Genomic DNA, 22555 nt, shown 5'->3' with positions numbered 1-22555 from the left:
GGGGGTAGTTGACTAGGTAATCATGACATGCTGAAAAACATAAGTTATCCACATGTGGATAACTTCCAAGACCCACTTTATCTTCATGGCAAGACGGAAGACTTACCGCAAGGTGAGGTGTGCTTAGTTGGAAATAATGGTTGGTACGATTATAGTTTTAGTCGAAATTACAGTCAGCAAGAAATCAGACGCTGGAAAAATGTCTTTTGGGTTGATGGGGCCATTGACCAAAACATCTCGGATATTCAGAGAGAGAATCGAACTTTGACTGTCGTAAAAAAACAGCTCATTCAGGCTCAAGCTGACCACAAGAAAGTCTTTTTTGTGACCCATTTTGCTCCTCAGGAAGCTAATCTTTGGCGGAGACCGACTCAGGCTGAAGTTTCGGACAAAATGACGCGTCATTACGAAATGATGCGGGCCATGTATGGCAGTCAGCGCCTGGGTAACTTATTGCAGGAATATACGAATGTCAAATGGGTCGGCTATGGTCACCTGCATGGTCAACACGCTGACTTAACTTTGGGACCGACTAGTTATTATCATGCGGCTGTTGGCGTCAAAAAGAAAAGGCGTAATGAATGGCAAGCGCCGACCTTTATGGCTCAATGGCAAAAGCAATTACAAGTTTTCGATATTTAGGCGAAAGTAATGCAAAAAAAGCGACTTTTTGCTAGAATAATAACTATACAAGGAGGCGCAACCATGATTGTGGGATTAGGAATAGATATCACCGAAATTGAGCGCATTGAAGTCGCACAGGCTAAACGGGCTAGTTTTGCGAAGAAGGTTTTGACACCGCAAGAATATGAAATCTTCTTAGGCCAAAGTCCCAAGCGTCAAGGCCAGTATTTAGCGGGGAGGTTTTCCGTTAAGGAGCTTACGCCAAAGCACTGGGTACCGGTATCGGTAGTCAAGTTTCTTTTCAAGATTTGGAAATTGAAAATGATGATTTGGGGCGCCCCTTTTTTACCAAGCATCCCCGAGCAAGTCAATATCAAGCTTGGGTTTCTATTAGTCACACCGATAGTTTGGTGATGACAGAAGTGATTTTAGAAAGAAGGCAAGTTCATGGTAAGTAACCATCGCCCAACGAAAGTCATCGTTGATTTGGAGGCAATTCAAGCCAATCTCCATGCCCAAAAAGCCCAGCTGGCCGAACACCAAGAAATCTTTGCAGTGGTTAAGGCTAATGCCTATGGTCATGGAGCTGTGCCTGTCGCCTATGCAGCCAAAGAAGCTGGTGCGACGGGCTTTTGCGTGGCAACCATTGATGAGGGGGTTGAATTGCGGCAAGCGGGTTTAACGGAAGAAACTATCTTGGTTTTAGGGGTAATTCCAAGCTATGAAGCCGTTTATGCAGCTCAATACGATTTATCTGTTGCTACAGGCCAAATTGAGTTTCTCCATGAAGCGCAAGAACTTTTGGCCAGGGAAGCCCAAAAGCTCAAGGTGCATTTAGCCTTGGATACTGGGATGGGGCGTATTGGGGTTAGTCAAGCTGACGAGCTTCAAGCTTTAGTGACGTTTTTGGAACACTCCCCAGAACAATTTGACTTTGAAGGAGTTTTTACTCATTTTGCCCAGCTGATGCCACTGATACTAGCTATTACCAAAAGCAAGTGTCCAAGTTCAATGAGCTCGTCACACAAATTAATCCCCAGCCTAAATATGTGCACAGTGCTAATTCGGCAACCGCCCAATGGCATAGGGATAACCCCAGCAATGTGGTAAGGATGGGTATCTCGCTTTACGGCTTGAATCCTTCTGGTCATGAATTACAGCCGACCACAGCCTTGAAGCCGGCTTTAAGTTTGGTGAGCGAATTAGCCTTTGTCAAAAAAGTTCCCCGAGGAACTGCGCTTGGCTATGGTTCAACCTATGTGAGTCCTAGTGAAGAATGGATTGGAACAATTCCAATAGGATATGCCGATGGTTGGCTCCGGCGGATGCAAGGTTTTGAAATTTTAATTGCGGGGCAGAAATGTCCTATTGTCGGACGCGTTTGTATGGATCAGTTAATGGTAAGATTACCTGGAAAGTTGGCGGTGGGAAGTCCGGTTACTTTGATTGGAAGAGATGGTGACTTGGAAATTACGGCGCAAGATGTGGCGGATTACGCCCAAACAATTAGTTATGAAGTGTTATGTAATTTAACTGACCGTTTACCTCGGGTTTATCGCGGAAATTAGGTCAAAATGTGTGAAAAATCTGGATTGGAAACGCAGATTTTTATTAGTGAGGTTTGGAATATGGAAAGAGTAGCAACGAAGAATAATCATCAGGCATTATTGGAGCACGCCCATTTTGGTCTTTATTGTGAATTTTACGGCTTATCTCAAAGTGAAGCCGTATCACGAGAAGACACCTTAGCATATATGGAAGAAAAATGGGAAGTCCTCGAACAATTGATTGGTGGTTATCTTGAGATGGGAAAATTAAACCAAGAATACTGTGAAAAATATCAAGGCTGCGAATGTGGTGTTTTTGATGAAAATATGTTTCAGTTAGAAGGTTAAATATTTCCCGAAAAGAGGGAATCAATGTCAAAAGAAGAAACATTAGAAATTAAGCGGGGGGATATCTTTTATGCAGATCTCTCACCAGTAGTCGGTTCTGAACAAGGTGGAACGCGACCAGTATTAATTGTGCAAAATAATATTGGAAATCGGTTTAGCCCCACGGTGATTGTGGCGGCAATTACCTCTAAAATCACTAAAGCTAAATTACCAACTCACATTGCTATCCCAGCAAGTAAAAAGGGGTTAGAAAAGGATTCAGTAATTTTAGCCGAACAATTACGTACGATTGATAAGCAGAGGTTGCAGAGTAAAGTTACTAATATTGAAGATAAAATTATGGATAAGGTAGACTATGCCTTAGAAGTTAGTCTAGGGACGCTACCGATACATAACACCAGTGTACGACGCAAGAAGCAAAAGGTGCAGCAAGGCCACCAAAAATTTAAAAATAAGAACAACCAAAAGGCTCAACCTCCAGTTTAGAGGCTGAGCCTTTTTAGCTTAGATTATTCGTTTTCTTTGGTTAAACTAACTGCTCTTAAACTTTTAGTGAAATGTAAGATTAGTCCTAAAACCAGGCCAACTAAGGCAGGAACTAACCAGGATAGGCTGTAGCTAGCCAATGGGAGGTAAGTGTTTTGAAAACCAACAACTGCTTTCCCAAAGGCGCTTTGGCTGATTACGGCTGGCAAGGAAGCTACCATGTCAAAGAAGGCTGGTACGACGGTAAAAAGTACCGTGAAGAAGTAAACTACACTATCGCGTTTAAAGAGCTTAGAAGTTACGGACAAAACGATTAGGACCATAGCCAAAGGGTAAAGGAACATCAAGACTGGTAAGGACCAAGTGATGATAGTGTCTAAACCGAAGTTGGCAGCTCCAAAGGACATAAGACAAGATAAAGCCAACCAAGCATGGTAGGAAACTTTAGGGAAGTGCTTATGGAAATCTTGAGCAAAGGCGGCTACTAAACCAACCGCGGTCGTTAAACTTGTTACGGTGATTAAAGCGGCTAAGAAAGCTTGACCGAAAGTGCCACCATATTCAGTTACGACTTGGGATAAAGCTACTCCACCATTTTCTGAGACTTTGAAGGCTCCTAAGGACTGAACCCCAAGTAGAGTCAATAAGAAGTAAACCAAAGCCACCGCTGACATACTTAAAACTCCAGCCTTGGCGGTAACTAAAGCTACCGCACCATCACGTTTAACACCCATAGCGCGGATAGCAGAAACAACAGTAACCCCAAAGGCTAAGCCAGCTAAGGCATCCATGGTGTTGTAACCTTCTAGAAAACCACTCACAAACGAAGTGTTTCCAGCATAAGCTGCCGTAGCTTTGGCACCAGCCGCAGCTCCCAAAGGATTTAAGAATGCTACAAAGAAAACTAAGGTTAATAAGAGCAAAAACAAGGGATTTAATAATTTACCAATATTTTTCAAAATGTGGCTTTCTTTGTAGGAAAGAAGGAAGGCTACTAAGAAGAAAAGTGCGGAAAAGCCAAAGAGAGTAACCGTTTGGAATTTTTCCGGTACAAAGGGTGCTAGCCCTGTGGAAAAGGAAACAGTCGCTGTTCTAGGAGTTCCAAAGAAAGGACCGATAGTAGCGTGAATTAGGACCATGAAGACCAAGGCGAAACTCTTGCCTAGGGGTTTACCGATGTCAAAGACTCCTTCGGCCCGGGTCATGGCGATGGCCAAAACCGAGCCTAAAGGTAAGAGTACCCCAGTAACGAGGAAACCTAAAACGGCAGGAAGCCAATTGTGTCCCGCTAACTGACCTAAGTGAACAGGAAAAATTAAGTTACCGACTCCAAAGAAGAGCCCAAATAAAAGTGAAGAAACGACGAGATAATCACGCCAAGTTAATTTTTTATCCATCATAAAAACCATCCTTAATGTAGTAGTAAATAATTTTCCCGGGAAAAGCGCGCAAACATTAAGAAAAATGAAAAAGACGTCCTTAAATCTAACCATTGCTAGATTCAAGGACGCCTTAAAGCGTGGTACCACCTTGGGTTTAAAGCCTTGTCGCCAAGGCTTCCTTTCACGTGCGGCCCTATTAAACAAAGGGCGATACGCTAACGCTGTAATGGGCGTACCCAAAGGACCTTACTAGGGTTCTGGTCCAACGCTCGAAAGCGATATTCATAATTAACAGGGAATTGTCTCCTTGCACCGGACGAGACTCGCTGGAATTTTATTAATTATTACTAGTCTTTCTCATAACGTTCTTTAATGTTTTAATCTATGTTTCATAATTTACACCTAATTAGTAGAAAGGTCAAGAGAAAATATAAAATTTAGGAAAGATTTTTTGAAATATGAAAAAAACCGCCCCATCACAAGGATGTAGCGGTTAAAAAATTTAGGCTTGCAAGTCTTCAACCTCTGGCACACGGAAACCTTTTCGTTCTAAGTTAGCGATGATACGCTCTAATTTTTCGTGAGTCACATCAGCTGGTAAGGTGAAGAGCACCCGGCGCACTAATTCACCGGCTTGCACATCTAAAGTGATACAAGAAGCAATGGAAGTGTACTTCGTGATAATCTTCGACATATCAACCAAGTCACCACGTTCCCCAGCAGAAACGACGGTTAAGACGTAAGAACCGACGTTGAAGTTCCAAGATTGGGATAACATTTCTAAGAGGCGGTTGTGAGTTAAAATCCCGTAGAAGTGATTGTTCTTATCCAAAACGGCGATGTAGGGTAAATCACGAATGGAGAAGAAGACATTGAAAAAGGGGGTATCTACATCGATGAACTTAGTGGCATTCTTTAAAAGGTGAGTGACAGGTAAGTTCATATCGCCACCTTGTGATTTGTGGCGGTAGATGTGCATCTTGTAAATATTACCGCGGAAAATCTTTTGCGTGGTATCTAAGATGGGCACACAACGGTAACCAGAAGTTTCCAAGACTTCTAAGGCTTGAGCTAAAGTAACGTCTTCCGTTACAGTTGTAAGAGTATTTTTGGGTTTAACTAAACTTTTTAAAAGCATGGTAAATTCCTTTCCTAATGAGTTTTTTCTAATATTCCTAATCATTATAACATGTTTTGCCAAAAAAATATGGAAATTTCCCTTAGAAAAGCATTTTCCCTAGGAAAAAGATAAGGGGGAAAAGGAGGCTTGGTAATAAGTCCAAAGTCTTAATATCGCGTAACTTCAACAGAGAAATCCCACTCGCCAAAATTAAGAAACCACCTACAATTGAAAGTTCGCAGATGAAGTCACTAGTAAAGAAGGTGGCGGAAAGGAACTTGCTGATCAGGTAGATAGAAGTCTGCCAAGTAAAGAGTACGGGGGCAGCTAGAAGCATTCCCCAACCAAAGCTAGCTCCAAAAACCATTGACGTTACCAAATCCAAAGTCGCATTGGTCAAAAGCATAGTGTAGTCACCTTTGGTAGCAGCCATAATAGGACCAATGATAGATAAGCTTCCGACACAATGCAGCAGACAAGCCGTTGATAGACCCTTACCGAGGTTTGATTGACTTTTACGATTAATTAAATTATTAAAGTGACTGTCGATTTGTAGAATAGCTCCAAGTAAGGAACCGGCGGCTAAGCTGACAATAAATAAGACGGGATAGTGACTCTTGGGCATATTTTGGATGACAGTATTGAGCCCAATACCACTAGCAGCTAAACCCATAGCTAAGAAAAGGGCGTCTTGGTAACGTTCTTTGATACCTTGTTTTAAGATACTGCCCAAACTTGTCCCGACAAGAATGGCGATAGTATTGGCGATGGCTCCGAACATAAAATTCCTCCCTAAAAAAGTGTAAAAGAAAGACGGAAGATTACTCTTCCGTCTTCTTGTCAACTTAAACTAAAAGCTTATTTGCTTTCTTCTAAGGCCTTCAAACCGTTGTCTAAAGTTTCCTTCAAAGTCTTAGCAGATGCAGCCATAGCAGCAGCTTCTGCTTCGTTCAATGGAACTTCGATAACTTTAGCTAAACCTTTACCTGTCACAACAGCTGGTGTACCGATGTAAACATCTTGTAAACCATTGTATTGACCTTCCATCAAAGCAGAAACAGGTAATACGGCGTGTTCGTCACGTAAGATTGCACGTGAAATACGTGCTAAAGCAGTACCGATACCGTAGAAAGTAGCACCCTTCTTGTTGATGATTGTGTATGCCTTGTGGCGAGTGTCATCTTCGATTTGTGCTAATTCTTCGTCAGTAACGCCTTCGTTCTTAGCCCAGTCAGCGATTGGTAAACCACCGATTGAAGCAGCAGAGTAAGCAGCGAATTCTGAATCACCGTGTTCACCCATGATGTAGGCGTTAACTGATTCAGGCGCAACGTTGAACTTGTGAGCTAAAGCTACTTGTAAACGTGATGAGTCCAAGGAAGTACCTGAACCGATAACACGTTCCTTAGGGAAGCCAGAGAACTTCATAGTAGCGTAAGTTAAGATATCAACTGGGTTAGCAGCAACTAAGAAGATACCATCGAAACCAGATTCAACCACTGGCTTAACGATAGTTGATAAGATCTTCAAGTTCTTGTTAACTAAGTCAAGACGAGTTTCACCAGGCTTTTGTGGTGCACCGGCTGTAATAACAACCAAGTCAGCATCTGCACAGTCAGAGTATTCTGCTGAGTAGATGTTCTTGTTGAATGTTAAGGCAGTAGCGTCTTCAAGGTCCAATGCGTCCCCAACAGTACGATCCTTAGCAACATCAACAATCCCGAATTCTTCTGCGACACCTTGTAAGGCCATAGCGTAAGCGTAGCTAGAACCAACGGCACCGTCACCGACTAAAATAACCTTTTGGTGGTTTTTTGCGTTTGACACAGTAACTTCATCCTTTCGATATTTAGAAAATTAATTGTTACGACTGTATTATAACATGATTTTTAGGGGGGAGGTAGTCGTTTTTGAAAAGTTTTCTTTTTGATATAAGGTGCTTAACTTATTTGCAGGGGCTTTTTATGTTATACTGGAAAATGAAATTGGAAGTAGGGACGCTGGAATAGGTAATCATTCCGGTCCTTTTTTGACGTTATAAAAGAATTTAGTGAGGAAAATAAAATGAAATTAATTGTAGGTCTAGGTAATATCGGTTCTAAATATGAAAATACCCGGCATAACGTGGGTTTCATGGTGGTGGAACAATTAGCTAAAGAAAATAACATTATCTTTGACAAGAGCAAGTTTGATTCTATTTACGGACAAGGGATGATTAATGGTGAAAAAGTCCTGTTAGTTAAGCCCACAACCTATATGAATGAATCCGGTCGGGCAGTGGGACCTATGGCAGATTACTTTGGTATTGAAAATGAAGATATTGCGGTAATTCACGATGATATGGATTTAGAACTCGGACGTTTACGTTTGCGCCAAAAGGGGTCAGCTGGAGGTCACAATGGGATTAAGAGCTTGATTGCGCACTTAAAAGGCCAGAATTTTAAACGTTTTAAGCTTGGAATTGGTCACCCTGACAAAATGTCCGTCGTTAACTGGGTTTTATCCCGTTTTACACCTGCTGAAAGTGCAGATTTACAGGCAGGGATTGATAAGACTTGTCAAGCTCTAGAAGCATGGTTAGAAAATGATGATTTCACCAAAGCCATGAACGATTTTAACTAAGGGGTAAATCATGGAAATAACAGAACTTTTACTAGCTCAAAATCAAGAATTAGCTTCTTGGATGGCCAAACCATCGGCTTTTCTTAAAAGGCAGTTAGTTACAGGACTTTTGGGCTCGGCAAAAACGGTCTTTTTAGCGACTATGTTACGACGAACCAAACGTACGTTACTTGTGGTTGAACCGGACTTGTTTCATGCCCAAAAATTAGTCGATGATTTAGAGAATTTGTTGGCGGATGAAGAACTTTTTATTTTCCCCGTTGAGGAGATGTTATCGGCACGTTTAGCACCATCGTCACCTGATTTTCGAGCCGCACGGATTGCAGCTTTAACAGCTCTCGAAGATAATAAGCCCATCATTTTGGTAACAACCCCAGCTGGTTTGGGCCAAGTCTTACCAAATAAGGCCCAATGGCAAGAATTTAATTTGAATCTGGCACTTGGCCAAAGCTATGACCAAAGTAACCTTATTGAACGCCTTTTAACGATGGGATATGTGCGCCAAAAATTAGTAGAAAGACCAGGAGATTTTGCAGTTCGCGGGTCAATTATCGATATCTATCCTTTAGACCAAGAGCCTTTGCGACTCGATTTCTTTGATGATGAATTAGATGCCATCAATATCATTGATAGTCAAAGTCAAAGAAGTATTGAAGGGGTCGAAGCTGTGAAGATTCTACCGGCAAACGATCTTTTGATTGACCGCCAGCAATTTGCCCAAGCTAGTGAACGGCTTCAGGCCTTAGCTCAAAGTCAAGCTGCTACGGCTGGTAAGGATGAAGAAATTTGGCAGCTTGAATATCAACAACGATTAGCCCGTTTTAAAGAGGGGATTTTTGAAGAAAGTGACCGCCTTTATGCAGCTTATTTTTATGAGGAACCGGCTTATCTTTTAGACTATTTAGATCAAAGAGCTTTCCCAGTTTTCGATGATTATAGTCAGTTAGCAGATAATTATCTTGAACTTCAGACAGATGTGGCACAGTGGTCCTTATTGGAAAGTAACCGGAAATTTTTAATGCCGGAAGGAATTTTCCCTGAATTTAATGACCTTTTGAAAAAAGATGCTCACAAGCAAATTTTCTTATCTGTTTTCGCTAAAGGGATGGGAAACTTACGTCTGGGGAAAATCTTAGCCCTTAAGAGTCGGGCTGTGCAACAATTTTTCGGGCAAATGCCTTTATTGCAGACGGAAGTTGAGCGTTGGAAAAAGCAGGGCCAAACGGTGATTTTCTTGATTAGTAGTCAAGAAAAGGTGGCAAAATTTTCCCAAACATTAGATGATTTCAAAATTTCGGCTCTGGTCACCCAAGCCGACCGAATTCAAGCCGGTCAGGTCCAAATTGTTCAAGCTAACTTGGAAAGTGGGTTTGAATATGGTAACAACGACTTAGTAATTTTGACAGAAAAAGAAATTTATGCCAAAGCTGTTAAGAAAAAACGGCCTTTAAAAATACGCCAAACTATGTCAAATACGCAACGTCTACGCAGTTACAATGATCTCAAGCCAGGTGACTACGTGGTTCATGTTAACCATGGGATTGGACGTTATATCGGTCTGAAAACCATGGAAGTCGGAGGACATCATCAAGATTATTTAACCTTACACTATGCAGATGATGCCGAATTATTCGTGCCTGTAACCCAACTAGATCGTGTGCAAAAGTATGTGGCTTCCGAAGGCCATGAGCCTAAAATTTACAAATTGGGAAGTGGTGATTGGGCGAAGACTAAGCGTAAAGTAACTAGTAAGATTGAAGATATTGCTGATGATTTGGTTGATTTATATGCCAAGCGGGAGGCCCAAAAAGGTTTTGCCTTTTCTAAAGATGATAGTCTTCAAGTAGACTTTGATGAGGCTTTTCCTTATCCTGAAACACCTGACCAATTGCGTAGTATCCAAGAAATTAAGGCTGACATGGAAAAAGAAAAACCGATGGATCGCCTCTTGATTGGAGATGTTGGTTTTGGAAAGACCGAGGTGGCCTTACGGGCCGCTTTCAAGGCCGTTCACGACGGTAAGCAAGTAGCGTTTTTAGCACCTACTACGGTCTTAGCCCAACAACACTACGAAACGATGATGACGCGTTTTGATGGTTTTGATGTGCAAATTGGAATTTTGTCACGTTTTGCGACGCCTAAACAAGTTCGCCAAACGCTTGAAGAGCTAAAAAATGGACAATTGGATATTATTGTGGGGACCCACCGCCTTTTATCAAAGGACGTAGTATTCGCAGACTTAGGTTTATTGATTATCGACGAGGAACAACGCTTTGGGGTACGTCACAAGGAACGTCTCAAGGAATTAAAGACCAGTGTGGATGTCTTGACCTTAACGGCAACGCCGATTCCACGGACGTTAAACCTTTCCATGTTAGGGGTGCGGGACTTATCGGTGATTGAAACACCACCACAAAACCGCTATCCGATTCAAACCTATATCATCGAGCAAAACTATCCTCTAATTGTTTCTGCAATTCAAAGAGAATTGGCGCGGGGAGGGCAAGTATTTTACCTGCACAACCGCGTAGGCGATATTGCTAGTGTGGCCAGTCAATTGGAAAGTTTAGTTCCTCAAGCTCGCGTGGCCTACATTCACGGTCGTATGCCGGAAAATCAAATGGAACAAATTCTGATGGACTTCATTGCCGGTGATTATGATGTTTTGGTGACGACGACAATCATTGAAACAGGGGTAGATATCCCTAACGCCAATACCTTATTGGTTGAAGATGCTGACCGTATGGGTCTAGCGCAACTTTACCAGTTAAGAGGACGAGTAGGTCGCTCCAACCGGGTAGCTTATGCTTATTTCATGTATCAAGCCGACAAGGTTTTAAACGAAATTAGCGAAAAACGTCTGGAAGCCATCAAGGATTTCACGGAATTAGGATCAGGTTTCAAGATTGCCATGCGTGATCTTTCTATTCGGGGGGCCGGTAATATCTTAGGGCGCCAACAACACGGCTTCATTGATTCCGTGGGTTATGATATGTACACTCAATTGCTGAACGAAGCTGTGGCTAAGAAACGCGGCTTAATCAAAGAAAAACGGGCCGATGCTGAAATCATTTTAGGCCTGGAAGCATACTTACCAGCTGATTATATTGATGATCAAAGGCAAAAAATTGAAATCTATAAGCGGATTAAACAAATGGAAACCCAAGAACAATTTGAAGAAATTCGCGATGACTTGGTGGATCGCTTTGGCGAATATCCTGAAGCCGTAAGTAATCTATTGGAAATTGGCAAGATGAAGATGAAGGCCGATCAAGCTTTGGTAGCCAAAATTAAGCAAGTTAAGGGTAAGGTAGAAATTATCTTGACAGACCAAGCGATGGAATGTTTCCAAGCGCCAGATGTGATGAAGGCCTTAGCTCAGGTCAAAATGGCCGCTAATATTGGTTTGAATAAGCACGACCGGTTTGTGGTGTCCTTGACGGTGCAACCTAAGATGACGGTTGCAGATGTCATGGCGGAAATTGACCAATTTTTGGTTGGATTACTAGAGATTTTAGGTGAGCAGCGTGAAGCAAAAAAACAGTAAAAAGTTAGTGCTTAAAGGGGCGTTGATTTTATCAGTGGCATCTTTAATTGCCAAGGTTTTAAGTGCTTTTTACCGGATTCCCTTTGAAAATCTTGTGGGTAATACGGGTTTTTACGTTTACCAGCAAATTTATCCAATCTATGGAATTGGAATGACCTTTGCTTTGAGTGGTTTTCCGGTATTTATTTCTAAACTGATTGCCGAACAACCTAGTGAGGAAGAAAAGCTGGCCTTATCCCGGCAGATGTTTGCCATTTTAATGATCTTTAGTCTGGTGATTTTTTTAGGTTTACGTTTTTTCAAACACCTAATCGCCCAGGCAATGGGGGATCCAGCTTTGGAAATTTTAATCGCTAATGTGGCTTGGATGTTTTTATTGATGCCTTTTTTAGCGGTCGGACGTGGTTATTACCAAGGAAAATTCAACATGGTACCTACCGCCATTTCACAAGTTAGTGAACAATTAGTACGGGTGCTAGTAATTTTACTGGCGGCCTTGCTCTTTGTTCAGCGACAGTGGTCTGTTTACCAAATGGGGGCCTACGCCATGTTGGGGGCGACTATTGGGGGATTGGTGGCCGGTTTGAGTTTTGGAAGGTTTTATCTGCGCGACTTTTTCAAGTACCCTGGCGCCAAAATTAAGCTTAATGCCCAAACGCTGGTGAAGCGCCTGGCTAGTGAAGGGGTAATTATCTGCCTGTTTGCCTCCTTGATGGTACTCTTGCAACTGGTAGATTCCTTTACAGTTAAGCAAGCTTTGCAGGCTGGGGGGATGTTTGATGAAATGGCTAAAGAGGTTAAAGGGACCTATGACCGAGCCCAACCCTTAGTCCAGTTAGGCCTAGTGGTGGCGGTTAGTTTTTCATCAACTTTATTACCGGCTCTAACTAAATCCTTACAAGCCAAAAGAATGATCGAATTTCGCTGGACAGCCAAGGCCTTACTGCGGATTAGTTTGGGAATTGGAACTGCCGCAACGGTGGGATTGATGTTGTTGATGCCACAGATTAATACTTTATTATTCGGTGATGCTAATCAATCTAAGACGATTGCAGTTTACGTTTTTAGTGTGGTTTTAGTGACGGTAATTTCGGCTTATAATTCCATTTTACAAAGCTTAAACCAATACCGTAGTACCGTAGTGGCCTTAATTGTTGCTATTTTTGTCAAATGGCTTTTAAATAGCTATCTAATTCTTCGTTTAGGTATTATGGGGGCTAGTGTGGCGACCATCCTAGGTTTAGCTGCTGGGTTAGTAGTTATCATGTTGGCACTGCCCGTGGAAGTAACCGGGTTGCTCACCGAAAATAACTATTTAATCAAGTTAGTTTTGACAACGTTGACGATGATTATTACTACGGGTTGTTGGATTTGGTGCCTGAATTATTTTTTTAATTTAACACGGCTGGCCGTGCTTATTGAATTACTCCTAGCGGTACCGGTCGGGGTCGTAAGTTTTGTATTAGCAGCGGTAGCCTTTAAATTATTTACCCTGCGGGAATGGCTCGTTATTCCCGGGGGCAGGAAGTTTATCCGCTTGTTGAGTAAAATTAATTTGAGTTTGTAAAGAAAGTAGGAAAGAAGATGCGTTTAGATAAGTATTTAAAAATTTCGCGGGTGATTAAACGTCGCACCGTAGCTAAAGAAATTTCGGACCAGGGTCGTATTACCATTAATGGTAAGGTTGCCAAGTCCTCTACGGATGTTAAGGTCGGTGACGAGCTCGTGATTAACTTTGGAAACAAGACTTTAACCCTTAAGGTCTTGGAACTAAAGGAAACTACTAAGAAGGCAGACGCTCAAGGAATGTATGTAGTGCTTAAAGAAGAATACAAAGAAGATTTTCGCCTTTAAGAAATGCTTAAAAGTCGGCTTTGGAGACAAAGTTCGGCTTTTTTTGTGAACTATTTTTTGTTATAATGAGGTGGATTTTAGCTCACGCGCAACTTAACTTGAGGGATAGGAAAATGAAAAATATGGGAAATAAAGCGCAGATCAAGGTGATTGAAAATCAACATTACATTGATAAGGCCAACAAAAGAAATTTCGAAAAATATCACTTACAAAGGCAAATGAAATTAGAAAGAGACCGCATTGTTCACCGTTGGTTTTGGATGTTGTCCTTAGCCTTCTTGGGGTTGGTCATCATTTTTTGTAGCTTTCAAGTCGTCAACTACAAGCACCGCTTATACCAGGTTCAGCAACAAGAAGCAGTGGCCCGCAAGGAATTAGCCAAGGAAGAAAGTAAACAAGCTAAATTGAAACAGCAAGTTACCCAACTGAAAGATATGAATTATGTTGAAAAAATCATTCGTGATAAGTATAACTACACTAAAAAAGGTGAAACTAATTATAATTTGCCTAATTAAATCAAAAAACTTTAAATTTCTCGGCCGGTCTTTTAGCGAACGTGTTATACTAACATTAGACGAAAATTAGGAGGATATTTCTTTTTATGGCAATTGAAGTAGGAGCCAAGCTAACAGGTAAAATCTCAGGTATTACAAATTTCGGAGCCTTTGTTGATTTAGGTGACAAAAAGACGGGACTAGTACATATCAGTGAGGTCTCTAATGGTTTTGTAAAGGAAATTGGGGACATTTTGAGTATTGGCGATGAAGTAACAGTTAAGGTATTATCGATTGGTGATGATGGCAAGATTGCCTTGTCTATTCGCCAAGCCCTAGAAGGCTCACAAACAGACAAAAAGCCTGGCAAACGTCCTCATTTCCGGGATAAAAAACCGACGGAGGGGGACAATTTTAAACGGGAAAATAACCGTCAACCACGGGGCCGTTCCTTTAGCCCTAAGCGCCATAATGATAACAAAAATAAAGATTTTGACTCCTTATTGGCCGGCTTCTTAAAGGAAAGTGAAGACCGCTTGACTTCCTTAAAGCGGAATACAGAAGGTAAGCGCGGAGGCCGTGGCGGTCGCCGTAGCTAAAGTAAAAGCCGAGAAGACTCGGCTTTTTTGCTTACTTAAGGAGAAATTCATGGAAAAACAATTTCAAAAAAATTGGCCATCCAAGCTAGCCCGGGTCCCCATCTTAGTTGCTGTTTCAACGGGGTGTGACTCTATGGTTTTGTTGGATTTATTATTGCAACTTCCCGCGCAGTTACGCCCAAAAATTCAAGTCGTCTATATTGACCACCAATTACGCGCCCAAAGTCAGGTGGAAGGGGACTTTTTACGAAAATATTGCCAAGTCCACCAACTCCCTTTATTTGAAAAAGCCTGGCCGGTGGCTGCGCACCCCCAAACGGGGTTAGAAGCAGCGGCACGTAAGTTTCGCTATGATTTTTTTGCCGAAGTCATGATGCAAACCAAGACACGGTATCTTTTGACAGCTCATCATGGTGATGATCAGGTCGAAACGATTTTGATGAAGCTTTTAAGAGGCGGAAAGTTAGCTCAGCTGTTAGGAATGGCAACTTGGCGGAACTTCAGAAAGCAAGGACAAATCTATCGCCCCTTGCTTGCCTTTAGCAAGGCAGAATTATATGCCTATGCTCATCGAAAGGGATTGACTTATTTTGAAGATGAAACCAACGCCCAAGATGACTATCTGCGTAATCGGCTCCGCCATCAGGTGGTCCCCGCCCTCAAGGCTGAGAATCCTCGACTCTTAGGTCAGGTTGCTTCTTATCGCGAACAACTCTCCCAAACGCTTACAACTGTGGCCTATTTTGGCCAACGTTATTTAAAAGATATTCAAACTGAGTCAGGTTATGATCTCAACTGCTGGCAAAACTTACCCCGACCAGTACAAGCTCAGCTTTGGGATTTACTTTTAGTCCAGGTTAAGTATAATCAAAACGCTAAGCAAACGCGTCAAGTCTTAGAACTCCTTAATAATCCCTATCGTCCCAATGGCGAAGTCCAGTTAAGTCCTAAGCTTTACTTGTTTAAACGATCACCTAATTTTTGGATTGGTGAAAAGAGTGTTACCGCAAGTTTTACTCCGCAACCATTAAAATTAAATCAGTGGCAAACTTTGCCTGATGGACGCCATATTGGTTTAGTACGGGCGGAGGATGCAAGTATCGAGCAGCCAGTGATTATTTAGAGTTAACCGCATTGCCTAGGGGAGGTTTATATGTACGTACGTCAGGCGGGGGATAAACTGGTAACCAGGGCCGGCCATCAAAAAGTCAAGAAGATTTTGATTGACCAAAAATTAAGCCCTGAAGCGCGAGCAAAACAGCTTTTGGTAACCGATAGAGCCCAAAATGTTTATTGGATTTTAGATTTGAAAAAATCTGATTTGTCAAGGGGCCAGACTAATGCTAAAATTCAATACATAGTAGTCTTATTTTAGCTGAAACATAGAAAAGAGGAAATTACGATGAACAACGATATCAAGGAAATCTTGTACAGTAAAGAAGATATTGCTGCGGTCACTAAGAAATTAGGGACACAAATCACTAAGGATTATGCGGACAAAAAGCCACTTGTGATTTGTATCTTAACGGGTGCCGTCTTATTTATGACGGACTTAGTGCGTGAAATCGATACTTACTGTGAAATTGATTTCATGGATATCTCTAGTTATGGTGATGCTACGGAATCATCCGGTCAAGTGAAAATTATCAAGGACTTAGATAAATCCGTTGAAGGTCGTCATGTCTTAATTGTCGAAGATATCATTGATACCGGTCGGACTTTGGAAAAAGTTATGGAATTATTGAGTCACCGTGATGCTGCTTCAGTCAAGGTCTGCACCTTGTTAGACAAGCCTGCTCGCCGCGAAAAAGTGGTCACACCTGATTATGCTGGTTTTGAAGTTCCTAACGAGTTTGTAGTGGGTTATGGTTTGGACTACACTGGTTTTTACCGTAACTTGCCATACGTGGGAATTTTGAAGCCGGAAGTTTACGCAGAAAATTAAAAAAACTAAGACTAATGGTTAGTCAAAAAAGGTCAATTATGCTATGATTAAAGGCATAACGATAACATAAATGAGGAGGAATCCCATCAATGAATAATAAACAAAATGGGTTTGCCAGAAATAGCCTGTTTTACATTGTGATCTTCCTTGGGATTATGGGGGTTCTCTACTATCTTTTTGGTAGTCGAACAAATACAACCACTCAAGAAATTCAATCGAGCCAATTTATTACTCAATTGAAAAAAGATAATGTCAAAAGTTTCACAATTCAGCCTTCCGGTAGTACCTACAAGATTACGGGGACTTACCGTAAAGCGCAAGAAACTAAGGTACCAACAGGGATTGCTGGTTTATCTTCAGCTAGCACAAAGGCCACAGAATTCTCGACCAATGTGTTAACTAACGATAATATCATCACTACGATTGATAAGTATGCCACTAAAAATAAGGTGAAAAACAATACCAAAGAAGAAGAATCGTCTTCGATTTGGATGCAATTGTTAGTTTCCTTATTACCATTGGTCATCGTCATCTTCTTCTTTTACTTAATGATGGGCCAAGCAGGTCAAGGTGGTGGCAATGGTCGGGTGATGAACTTTGGTAAATCCAAAGCTAAACCAATTGATAAGAAAAATAATCGGGTCCGTTTCTCTGATGTAGCCGGAGCGGAAGAAGAAAAGCAAGAATTAGTCGAAGTGGTTGAATTCTTACGTGATCCACGGAAATTCTTGGCTTTAGGGGCCCGGATTCCTGCGGGGGTCTTACTCGAAGGACCTCCCGGAACTGGTAAAACTTTGTTAGCCAAAGCTGTGGCTGGTGAAGCCGGCGTGCCATTCTTCTCCATTTCTGGTTCTGACTTTGTCGAAATGTTCGTCGGGGTTGGGGCTAGTCGGGTGCGTGATTTATTTGAAAACGCCAAGAAGAATGCCCCATCAATCATCTTTATTGATGAAATTGATGCCGTTGGTCGTCGCCGTGGTAACGGTATGGGGGGCGGTCACGATGAACGTGAGCAAACCTTGAACCAATTGCTGGTTGAAATGGATGGGTTTGAAGGTGATGAAGGGGTCATTGTGATGGCCGCTACTAACCGAGCCGACGTCTTAGACCCTGCCTTATTACGTCCAGGTCGTTTTGACCGTAAGATTTTAGTTGGTCGTCCTGACGTGAAGGGGCGGGAAGCTATCTTGAAAGTCCATGCCAAGAACAAGCCATTAGGCAAGGATGTCGACTTGAAGATGATTGCCAAACAAACACCTGGTTTCGTTGGGGCTGACTTGGAAAACTTGTTAAACGAAGCAGCCTTGCTAGCTGCCCGGCGTGACAAGAAAGCCATCGATGCTTCTGATGTGGATGAAGCCGAAGACCGGGTAATTGCTGGTCCGGCTAAGCGCGATCGCGTGATTTCCAAACAGGAACGTGAAACGGTGGCTTACCACGAAGCGGGTCACACCATTGTTGGTTTGGTCTTAAACGACGCTCGTGTGGTCCACAAGGTAACAATTGTACCTCGGGGACGGGCCGGCGGTTATGCCATCATGCTACCTAAAGAAGACCAAATGTTACTTTCCAAGAAGAACATGCAAGATCAAATTGCTGGTTTAATGGGTGGTCGGGCTGCCGAAGAGATTATCTTCAACTCCCAATCATCTGGGGCTTCCAATGACTTCCAACAAGCTACACAATTAGCACGTGCCATGGTTACAGAATACGGGATGAGTGAAAAGCTTGGTCCGGTTCAATACGAAGGCGATGCAAGTATTATGGCTGGCCAAATGGGAAGCCAAGCGGCTTACTCTGGTCAAACTGCGAATGTGATTGACGATGAAGTTAAACGTCTGGCTACGGAAGGAATGGCCTTAGCGAAGAAGATTATCGAAGAACATCGCGCAGAACACAAGGTTATTGCGGAAGCCTTGTTAGAATACGAAACCTTGGACGAAAAACAAATCCTCAGCTTGTTTAAGACAGGTAAGATGCCTGCTCAAGCTGATGATGAGTTCCCATCTGAAAAGGCCGCAACTTTTGAAGAAGCCAAGGAAGCTTGGGAACGGAAAGAAGCTGCCAAGCAAGAAGATAAGGCGGATGAAGAACATCAAACCGAAGTCTTCTATCCATCTGAAAAAGACGAAAAGCACGAAGATGAATAAAATCTAGGCAAGCGAGATCACTTTCGGTCTCGCTTGTTTTACTGAAAGGGATACTGAAAATGACAGATTATTTAGTAAGAAGTTTAGCTGCGGGTAAAGAATTACGAGCTTATGCGATTGATGCCACTGAAATTGTTAGAGAAATGCAAAAACGTCAAGATACCTGGAGTGCTGCATCGGCTGCCTTAGGGCGGGCAACGGTAGGAAGTTTACTGTTAGCTGCTACTACCTTAAAAGGTGATGGGCGCTTAACTGTTAAGATAGATGGGGGCGGACCTGTCGGCGGGGTTGTCGTGGATGCTGATGCTCATGGGCATGTCAAAGGTTATGTGCAACACCCTCACGTTCACTTGCCATTAAATGAAAATGGGAAGATTGATGTGCGCGGGGCGGTTGGGACCGATGGATTCTTAGCCGTCACCAAGGACCTGGGTCTTAAAGAAGCCTTCACAGGTCAAGTGCCTTTGGTTTCTGGGGAGTTAGGTGAAGATTTTACCTATTACTTAGCCAAGTCGGAACAGATTCCTTCTGCAGTGGGCTTGTCCGTTTTCGTAAATGCCGATAATACCATTGAAGTTGCTGGAGGTTTTATGATTCAAGTCTTACCAGGAGCAAGTGAAGAAACGATTGCTAGTTTAGAAACTAAGTTAAAGGATATGCCTTTAGTTTCTCAAATGATGCGCGAAGGCATGAAGCCTGAAGATATCTTGAACTGGCTTTTTGGTGAAGATGACGTTGATATCTTGGCACGAGACACTGTTAAGTTTGAATGTGACTGTTCTAAGGATCGTTTTGCGCAAGCTTTGGCAAGTATTGCACCGGCAGATCTTGAAAAGATGATTACTGAAGACCATGGTGCGCAGGCGGTTTGCCATTTCTGTGGTAATAAGTATGAATTTAGTGAAGATGAATTGCGTGAAATTTCCGTACAAGCCCAAGCTAAGTAATTTTACAAGTGACTTTAAGTTGTGGTAAGATGCAAAATTGAGTGCTTGGTAAAACCAGGCAAAGCCAGACAACTAAAATTAATTTTATATGAGGTGAAAAAATGGAGTGGAAAATCGGTGATATCACCATTCCCAATCAAGTTGTAGTTGCACCAATGGCGGGAGTAACCAATGTTGCTTTCCGTACGATTACTAAACAATTTGGTGCAGGTTTAGTGGTTTGTGAAATGATTTCTGATAAAGGAATTCAATTTCGAAATAAAAAGACCCTCAGCATGTTAACCTTCGATCCCAACGAACACCCTGTAAGTGTACAAATTTTCGGAGGAAGCAAGGATACTTTGGTGGAAGCAGCTAAATTCGTGGCCGAAAACACTACGGTTGACATCGTTGACATTAATATGGGTTGCCCGGTGCCAAAGGTTACCAAGACTGATGCCGGAGCAAAATGGCTTTTGGACCCCGATAAAGTTTATGAAATGGTCAAGGCCGTATCTTCTGAAGTAGAAAAACCCATTACCGTTAAAATGCGGACAGGATGGATGAAGATCACATTTTGGCTGTAGAAAATGCCTTAGCGGCCCAAGAAGCTGGGGCTAATGCCTTAGCCATGCATGGCCGGACGCGCAAACAATTATATACGGGTCACGCTGATTGGAATATTTTGCATGATGTGGCGCAAAAATTAACTATCCCATTTATGGGAAATGGTGACGTGCGCACACCGCAAGATGCTAAGCGGATGTTAGATGAAGTTGGCGCCGACGCCGTGATGATTGGCCGGGCAGCTTTGGGTAATCCTTGGATTATCAAGCAAACTAGTCACTATCTTGAAACCGGGGAACTTCTAGCTGAACCCGATGCGACTGAAAAAATTAAGGTGGCCAAGGAACACTTACACCGCTTAGTTTTGGCTAAAGGTGAAAATATTGGTCCGCGTGAGTTTCGTTCACAAGCGGCATACTACTTGAAAGGAATTCCACGTTCGGCTAAGACGAAGGCGGCTTTAAACGAAGCTGATACCGAAGCTAAGATGGTCGAAATTTTTGATAATTTCTTAGCCGAAACCTTAGCTCGTCCCCAAAGAAGACGCTAGAAGATAGCTTGTAGCTATGTTATAATTAACCATTGAAATAAAAGAAAGTGAGGAATAGGCAGCATGGCAAATCAACAACCCATGAATGACCAATTAAAAGTAAGACGCCAAAAAATGGAAGAACTGCGTGAAGCTGGGATTGATCCTTTCGGTCACCGCTTTGAACGCGATCACACCAACCAAGAATTACATGAAAAGTTTGGTAATCAAGGAAAAGAAGAATTAAACGACAAGCACATTGAAGTTACTATCGCAGGTCGGATGGTAGCTAAACGTGGTAAAGGTAAGGTTGGTTTTGCTGACTTACAAGATCGGACTGGGCGGATGCAATTATACATTCGGAAAGATGAAGTCGGCGAAGATATGTACTACATTTTTAAACGCTCTGACTTAGGTGATCACTTGGGGATTACTGGGGAAATTATCAAGACGGATATGGGAGAATTAACGGTTAAGGTTTCCAAACTAACTTTCTTATCCAAGGCCTTACGTCCATTGCCTGATAAATTCCATGGTTTACAAAATGTTGAACAAATTTACCGTCAACGTTACTTGGACTTGATTTCTAACAAGGAAAGTTACGACCGTTTTGTCAACCGTAGTAAGATTATCTCTGCTGTTCGTTCTTACTTAGATGGCAATGGTTTCTTAGAAGTAGAAACCCCAGTTTTACACAACCAAGCCGGTGGGGCCTCAGCTCGTCCGTTTATTACCCACCACAATGCTTTGGATATTCAATTGTACTTACGTATTGCTTTGGAATTACATTTGAAGCGTTTGATTGTGGGTGGCATGGAAAGAGTTTACGAAATTGGTCGTGTCTTCCGTAATGAAGGAATTGATACCAAGCACAATCCAGAATTCACGATGTTGGAATCCTATGCTGCTTATTTCGATTTCCAAGATGTGATGGATGAAACTGAAGGAATCTTTAAGGCTGCGGCAGCTGTGGTAACTGATGATAGCAAGATTACTTACCAAGGTACGGAAGTGGACTTCTCTAAGGAATTCAAGCGTGTGCACATGGTTGATGCAATTAAAGAAGCTACGGGAGTAGATTTCTGGCAGGAAATGACTGTGGAAGAAGCTAAGAAATTAGCCGATGAACACAAGGTTCACTACGAAAGCTACTGGCAAGTAGGTCACATTATCAATGAATTCTTCGAACAATTCTGTGAAGACAAGATTGTTGATCCGACATTTGTTTACGGTCACCCGGTTGAAATTTCACCATTAGCGAAGAAAAATGCGGATGACCCACGTTTTACAGATCGATTTGAATTATTTATTTTAGGTAACGAATATGCTAATGCCTTTACGGAATTAAATGATCCAATCGATCAACGCCAACGTTTTGAAGCTCAAGTGGCGGAACGTCAAGCGGGTAACGATGAAGCCGAAGGTATTGACGAAGACTATATCGAAGCTATGGAATATGGGATGCCTCCTACAGGTGGTTTAGGAATTGGGATTGACCGTTTAGTGATGTTATTAACTGACGCTCCATCAATCCGCGATGTACTCTTATTCCCAACTTTACGTCCAGACGCTTAATTAAACTAAAAGCCGTAGCTTTCAAGCTGCGGTTTTTTTGCGTATTACAAAGGTAAGTAAGATATAAGAAATTTGGGAAAATTAAAGTTAATAAAAAAAGCAAAAAAGTGTTGACGAAAGTAAAGACGCCTGGTAATATATTATTTGTTGCTGATTGAGAGCGACAAAAAATTAAATTAAAAACTTGTTGACATAAAATGTTAAATAAGTTATGATATAGAAGTTGTCGCAAGACAGCGA

General features: G+C 42.1%; 18 protein-coding genes, 4 pseudogenes and 1 other annotated feature. Of the genes and pseudogenes, 18 read left to right on the top strand and 4 right to left on the bottom strand.

Translation table 11 applies throughout. The annotated features are described in order from the left end of the window. Positions 1-24: 24 nt before the first annotated feature. From JCM10991_RS07810 to JCM10991_RS13230, 5 genes and pseudogenes are all read left to right on the top strand, one after another. Positions 25-642, top strand: a pseudogene (locus tag JCM10991_RS07810) (metallophosphoesterase family protein); the annotation flags it as partial. A gap of 63 nt (positions 643-705) precedes the next feature. After that, a pseudogene (gene acpS / locus JCM10991_RS13240) lies at positions 706-1082 on the top strand (holo-ACP synthase). Beyond that, a pseudogene (alr, locus tag JCM10991_RS13235) lies at positions 1072-2192 on the top strand (alanine racemase). The pseudogenes acpS and alr overlap by 11 nt, the downstream one beginning before the upstream one ends. A gap of 60 nt (positions 2193-2252) precedes the next feature. After that, the gene (locus JCM10991_RS07795) at positions 2253-2519 is read left to right on the top strand and encodes a hypothetical protein (RefSeq protein WP_025021067.1); all 267 of its coding nucleotides are present in this window, start codon (positions 2253-2255) and stop codon (positions 2517-2519) included. A gap of 24 nt (positions 2520-2543) precedes the next feature. Beyond that, on the top strand, positions 2544-3005 hold the full coding sequence (locus JCM10991_RS13230) for a type II toxin-antitoxin system PemK/MazF family toxin (RefSeq protein WP_023859837.1): 462 nt from the start codon (positions 2544-2546) through the stop codon (positions 3003-3005). Positions 3006-3028: 23 nt separating this feature from the next. Here JCM10991_RS13230 and brnQ read toward each other — a convergent pair whose 3' ends face one another. From brnQ to JCM10991_RS07770, 4 genes are all read right to left on the bottom strand, one after another. Continuing rightward, a complete protein-coding gene (gene brnQ / locus JCM10991_RS07785; protein WP_025021066.1) occupies positions 3029-4414 on the bottom strand; it encodes a branched-chain amino acid transport system II carrier protein in 1386 nt (461 codons plus the stop codon). A 91-nt stretch (positions 4415-4505) separates the two neighbouring features. Beyond that, positions 4506-4757: a binding site (T-box leader), on the bottom strand. Positions 4758-4889: 132 nt separating this feature from the next. Continuing rightward, positions 4890-5525: a cyclic di-AMP binding protein CbpA gene (gene cbpA, locus JCM10991_RS07780; protein WP_023859835.1), complete on the bottom strand. Its 636-nt coding sequence runs from the start codon at positions 5523-5525 to the stop codon at positions 4890-4892. 82 nt (positions 5526-5607) lie between these two features. Next, entirely contained in the window at positions 5608-6288 is a 681-nt protein-coding gene (locus tag JCM10991_RS07775; RefSeq protein WP_025021065.1) for a DUF554 domain-containing protein, read from the bottom strand. 77 nt (positions 6289-6365) lie between these two features. Next, positions 6366-7334, bottom strand: coding sequence for an L-lactate dehydrogenase (locus JCM10991_RS07770; RefSeq protein WP_025021064.1), 969 nt, complete (start codon positions 7332-7334; stop codon positions 6366-6368). A gap of 237 nt (positions 7335-7571) precedes the next feature. Between JCM10991_RS07770 and pth the strand changes: the two genes are divergently transcribed. The 13 genes and pseudogenes from pth to lysS all read left to right on the top strand — a co-directional run bounded on the left by pth (position 7572) and on the right by lysS (position 22315). After that, positions 7572-8129, top strand: coding sequence for an aminoacyl-tRNA hydrolase (pth, locus tag JCM10991_RS07760; RefSeq protein WP_023859832.1), 558 nt, complete (start codon positions 7572-7574; stop codon positions 8127-8129). 10 nt (positions 8130-8139) lie between these two features. After that, positions 8140-11676, top strand: coding sequence for a transcription-repair coupling factor (gene mfd / locus JCM10991_RS07755; RefSeq protein ID WP_025021063.1), 3537 nt, complete (start codon positions 8140-8142; stop codon positions 11674-11676). After that, on the top strand, positions 11657-13243 hold the full coding sequence (locus JCM10991_RS07750; protein ID WP_025021062.1) for a putative polysaccharide biosynthesis protein: 1587 nt from the start codon (positions 11657-11659) through the stop codon (positions 13241-13243). Before mfd ends, JCM10991_RS07750 begins: the two co-directional genes overlap by 20 nt. 17 nt (positions 13244-13260) lie before the next feature. Next, positions 13261-13530: an RNA-binding S4 domain-containing protein gene (locus JCM10991_RS07745; protein WP_023859829.1), complete on the top strand. Its 270-nt coding sequence runs from the start codon at positions 13261-13263 to the stop codon at positions 13528-13530. A gap of 113 nt (positions 13531-13643) precedes the next feature. Continuing rightward, positions 13644-14045 carry an FtsB family cell division protein gene (locus tag JCM10991_RS13225; protein ID WP_025021061.1) on the top strand — a complete coding sequence of 134 codons (402 nt, stop codon included), beginning with the start codon at positions 13644-13646 and terminating at the stop codon, positions 14043-14045. 86 nt (positions 14046-14131) lie between these two features. Beyond that, positions 14132-14623, top strand: a complete 492-nt coding sequence (locus JCM10991_RS07735) for a S1 domain-containing RNA-binding protein (protein WP_023859827.1) — start codon at positions 14132-14134, stop codon at positions 14621-14623. Between the two features lie 49 nt (positions 14624-14672). After that, on the top strand, positions 14673-15746 hold the full coding sequence (gene tilS, locus JCM10991_RS13220) for a tRNA lysidine(34) synthetase TilS (protein WP_051527987.1): 1074 nt from the start codon (positions 14673-14675) through the stop codon (positions 15744-15746). Between the two features lie 30 nt (positions 15747-15776). Next, positions 15777-15998, top strand: coding sequence for a tRNA lysidine(34) synthetase TilS (gene tilS / locus JCM10991_RS14540; protein ID WP_051527986.1), 222 nt, complete (start codon positions 15777-15779; stop codon positions 15996-15998). 27 nt (positions 15999-16025) lie between these two features. After that, entirely contained in the window at positions 16026-16568 is a 543-nt protein-coding gene (hpt, locus tag JCM10991_RS07725) for a hypoxanthine phosphoribosyltransferase (RefSeq protein WP_023859825.1), read from the top strand. 89 nt (positions 16569-16657) lie between these two features. Then, entirely contained in the window at positions 16658-18718 is a 2061-nt protein-coding gene (gene ftsH / locus JCM10991_RS07720) for an ATP-dependent zinc metalloprotease FtsH (protein WP_025021060.1), read from the top strand. A gap of 59 nt (positions 18719-18777) precedes the next feature. Beyond that, positions 18778-19665 (top strand): Hsp33 family molecular chaperone HslO, encoded by an 888-nt coding sequence (gene hslO, locus JCM10991_RS07715; protein ID WP_025021059.1) that lies wholly within the window; start codon positions 18778-18780, stop codon positions 19663-19665. Positions 19666-19766: 101 nt separating this feature from the next. Then, a pseudogene (dusB, locus tag JCM10991_RS13215) lies at positions 19767-20761 on the top strand (tRNA dihydrouridine synthase DusB). 63 nt (positions 20762-20824) lie between these two features. After that, positions 20825-22315: a lysine--tRNA ligase gene (gene lysS / locus JCM10991_RS07705; RefSeq protein WP_023859821.1), complete on the top strand. Its 1491-nt coding sequence runs from the start codon at positions 20825-20827 to the stop codon at positions 22313-22315. Positions 22316-22555: the final 240 nt, after the last annotated feature.

The organism is Ligilactobacillus equi DSM 15833 = JCM 10991 (assembly GCF_000615765.1).
In the GTDB taxonomy this organism is placed as follows: Bacteria; Bacillota; Bacilli; order Lactobacillales; family Lactobacillaceae; genus Ligilactobacillus; species Ligilactobacillus equi.
Note: the sequence above shows the minus strand (reverse complement) of the source record. Positions and strands in the feature narration are given on the sequence as shown.

Bases quoted from the DNA above. Each gene is read 5' to 3' on its own strand.
- JCM10991_RS07795 (WP_025021067.1), top strand. From the start codon at position 2,253: ATGGAAAGAGTAGCAACGAAGAATAATCATCAGGCATTATTGGAGCAC.
- JCM10991_RS13230 (WP_023859837.1), top strand. From the start codon at position 2,544: ATGTCAAAAGAAGAAACATTAGAAATTAAGCGGGGGGATATCTTTTAT.
- brnQ (WP_025021066.1), bottom strand. From the start codon at position 4,414: ATGGTTTTTATGATGGATAAAAAATTAACTTGGCGTGATTATCTCGTC.
- cbpA (WP_023859835.1), bottom strand. From the start codon at position 5,525: ATGCTTTTAAAAAGTTTAGTTAAACCCAAAAATACTCTTACAACTGTA.
- JCM10991_RS07775 (WP_025021065.1), bottom strand. From the start codon at position 6,288: ATGTTCGGAGCCATCGCCAATACTATCGCCATTCTTGTCGGGACAAGT.
- pth (WP_023859832.1), top strand. From the start codon at position 7,572: ATGAAATTAATTGTAGGTCTAGGTAATATCGGTTCTAAATATGAAAAT.
- mfd (WP_025021063.1), top strand. From the start codon at position 8,140: ATGGAAATAACAGAACTTTTACTAGCTCAAAATCAAGAATTAGCTTCT.
- JCM10991_RS07745 (WP_023859829.1), top strand. From the start codon at position 13,261: ATGCGTTTAGATAAGTATTTAAAAATTTCGCGGGTGATTAAACGTCGC.
- JCM10991_RS13225 (WP_025021061.1), top strand. From the start codon at position 13,644: ATGAAAAATATGGGAAATAAAGCGCAGATCAAGGTGATTGAAAATCAA.
- JCM10991_RS07735 (WP_023859827.1), top strand. From the start codon at position 14,132: ATGGCAATTGAAGTAGGAGCCAAGCTAACAGGTAAAATCTCAGGTATT.
- tilS (WP_051527987.1), top strand. From the start codon at position 14,673: ATGGAAAAACAATTTCAAAAAAATTGGCCATCCAAGCTAGCCCGGGTC.
- tilS (WP_051527986.1), top strand. From the start codon at position 15,777: ATGTACGTACGTCAGGCGGGGGATAAACTGGTAACCAGGGCCGGCCAT.
- hpt (WP_023859825.1), top strand. From the start codon at position 16,026: ATGAACAACGATATCAAGGAAATCTTGTACAGTAAAGAAGATATTGCT.
- ftsH (WP_025021060.1), top strand. From the start codon at position 16,658: ATGAATAATAAACAAAATGGGTTTGCCAGAAATAGCCTGTTTTACATT.
- hslO (WP_025021059.1), top strand. From the start codon at position 18,778: ATGACAGATTATTTAGTAAGAAGTTTAGCTGCGGGTAAAGAATTACGA.
- lysS (WP_023859821.1), top strand. From the start codon at position 20,825: ATGGCAAATCAACAACCCATGAATGACCAATTAAAAGTAAGACGCCAA.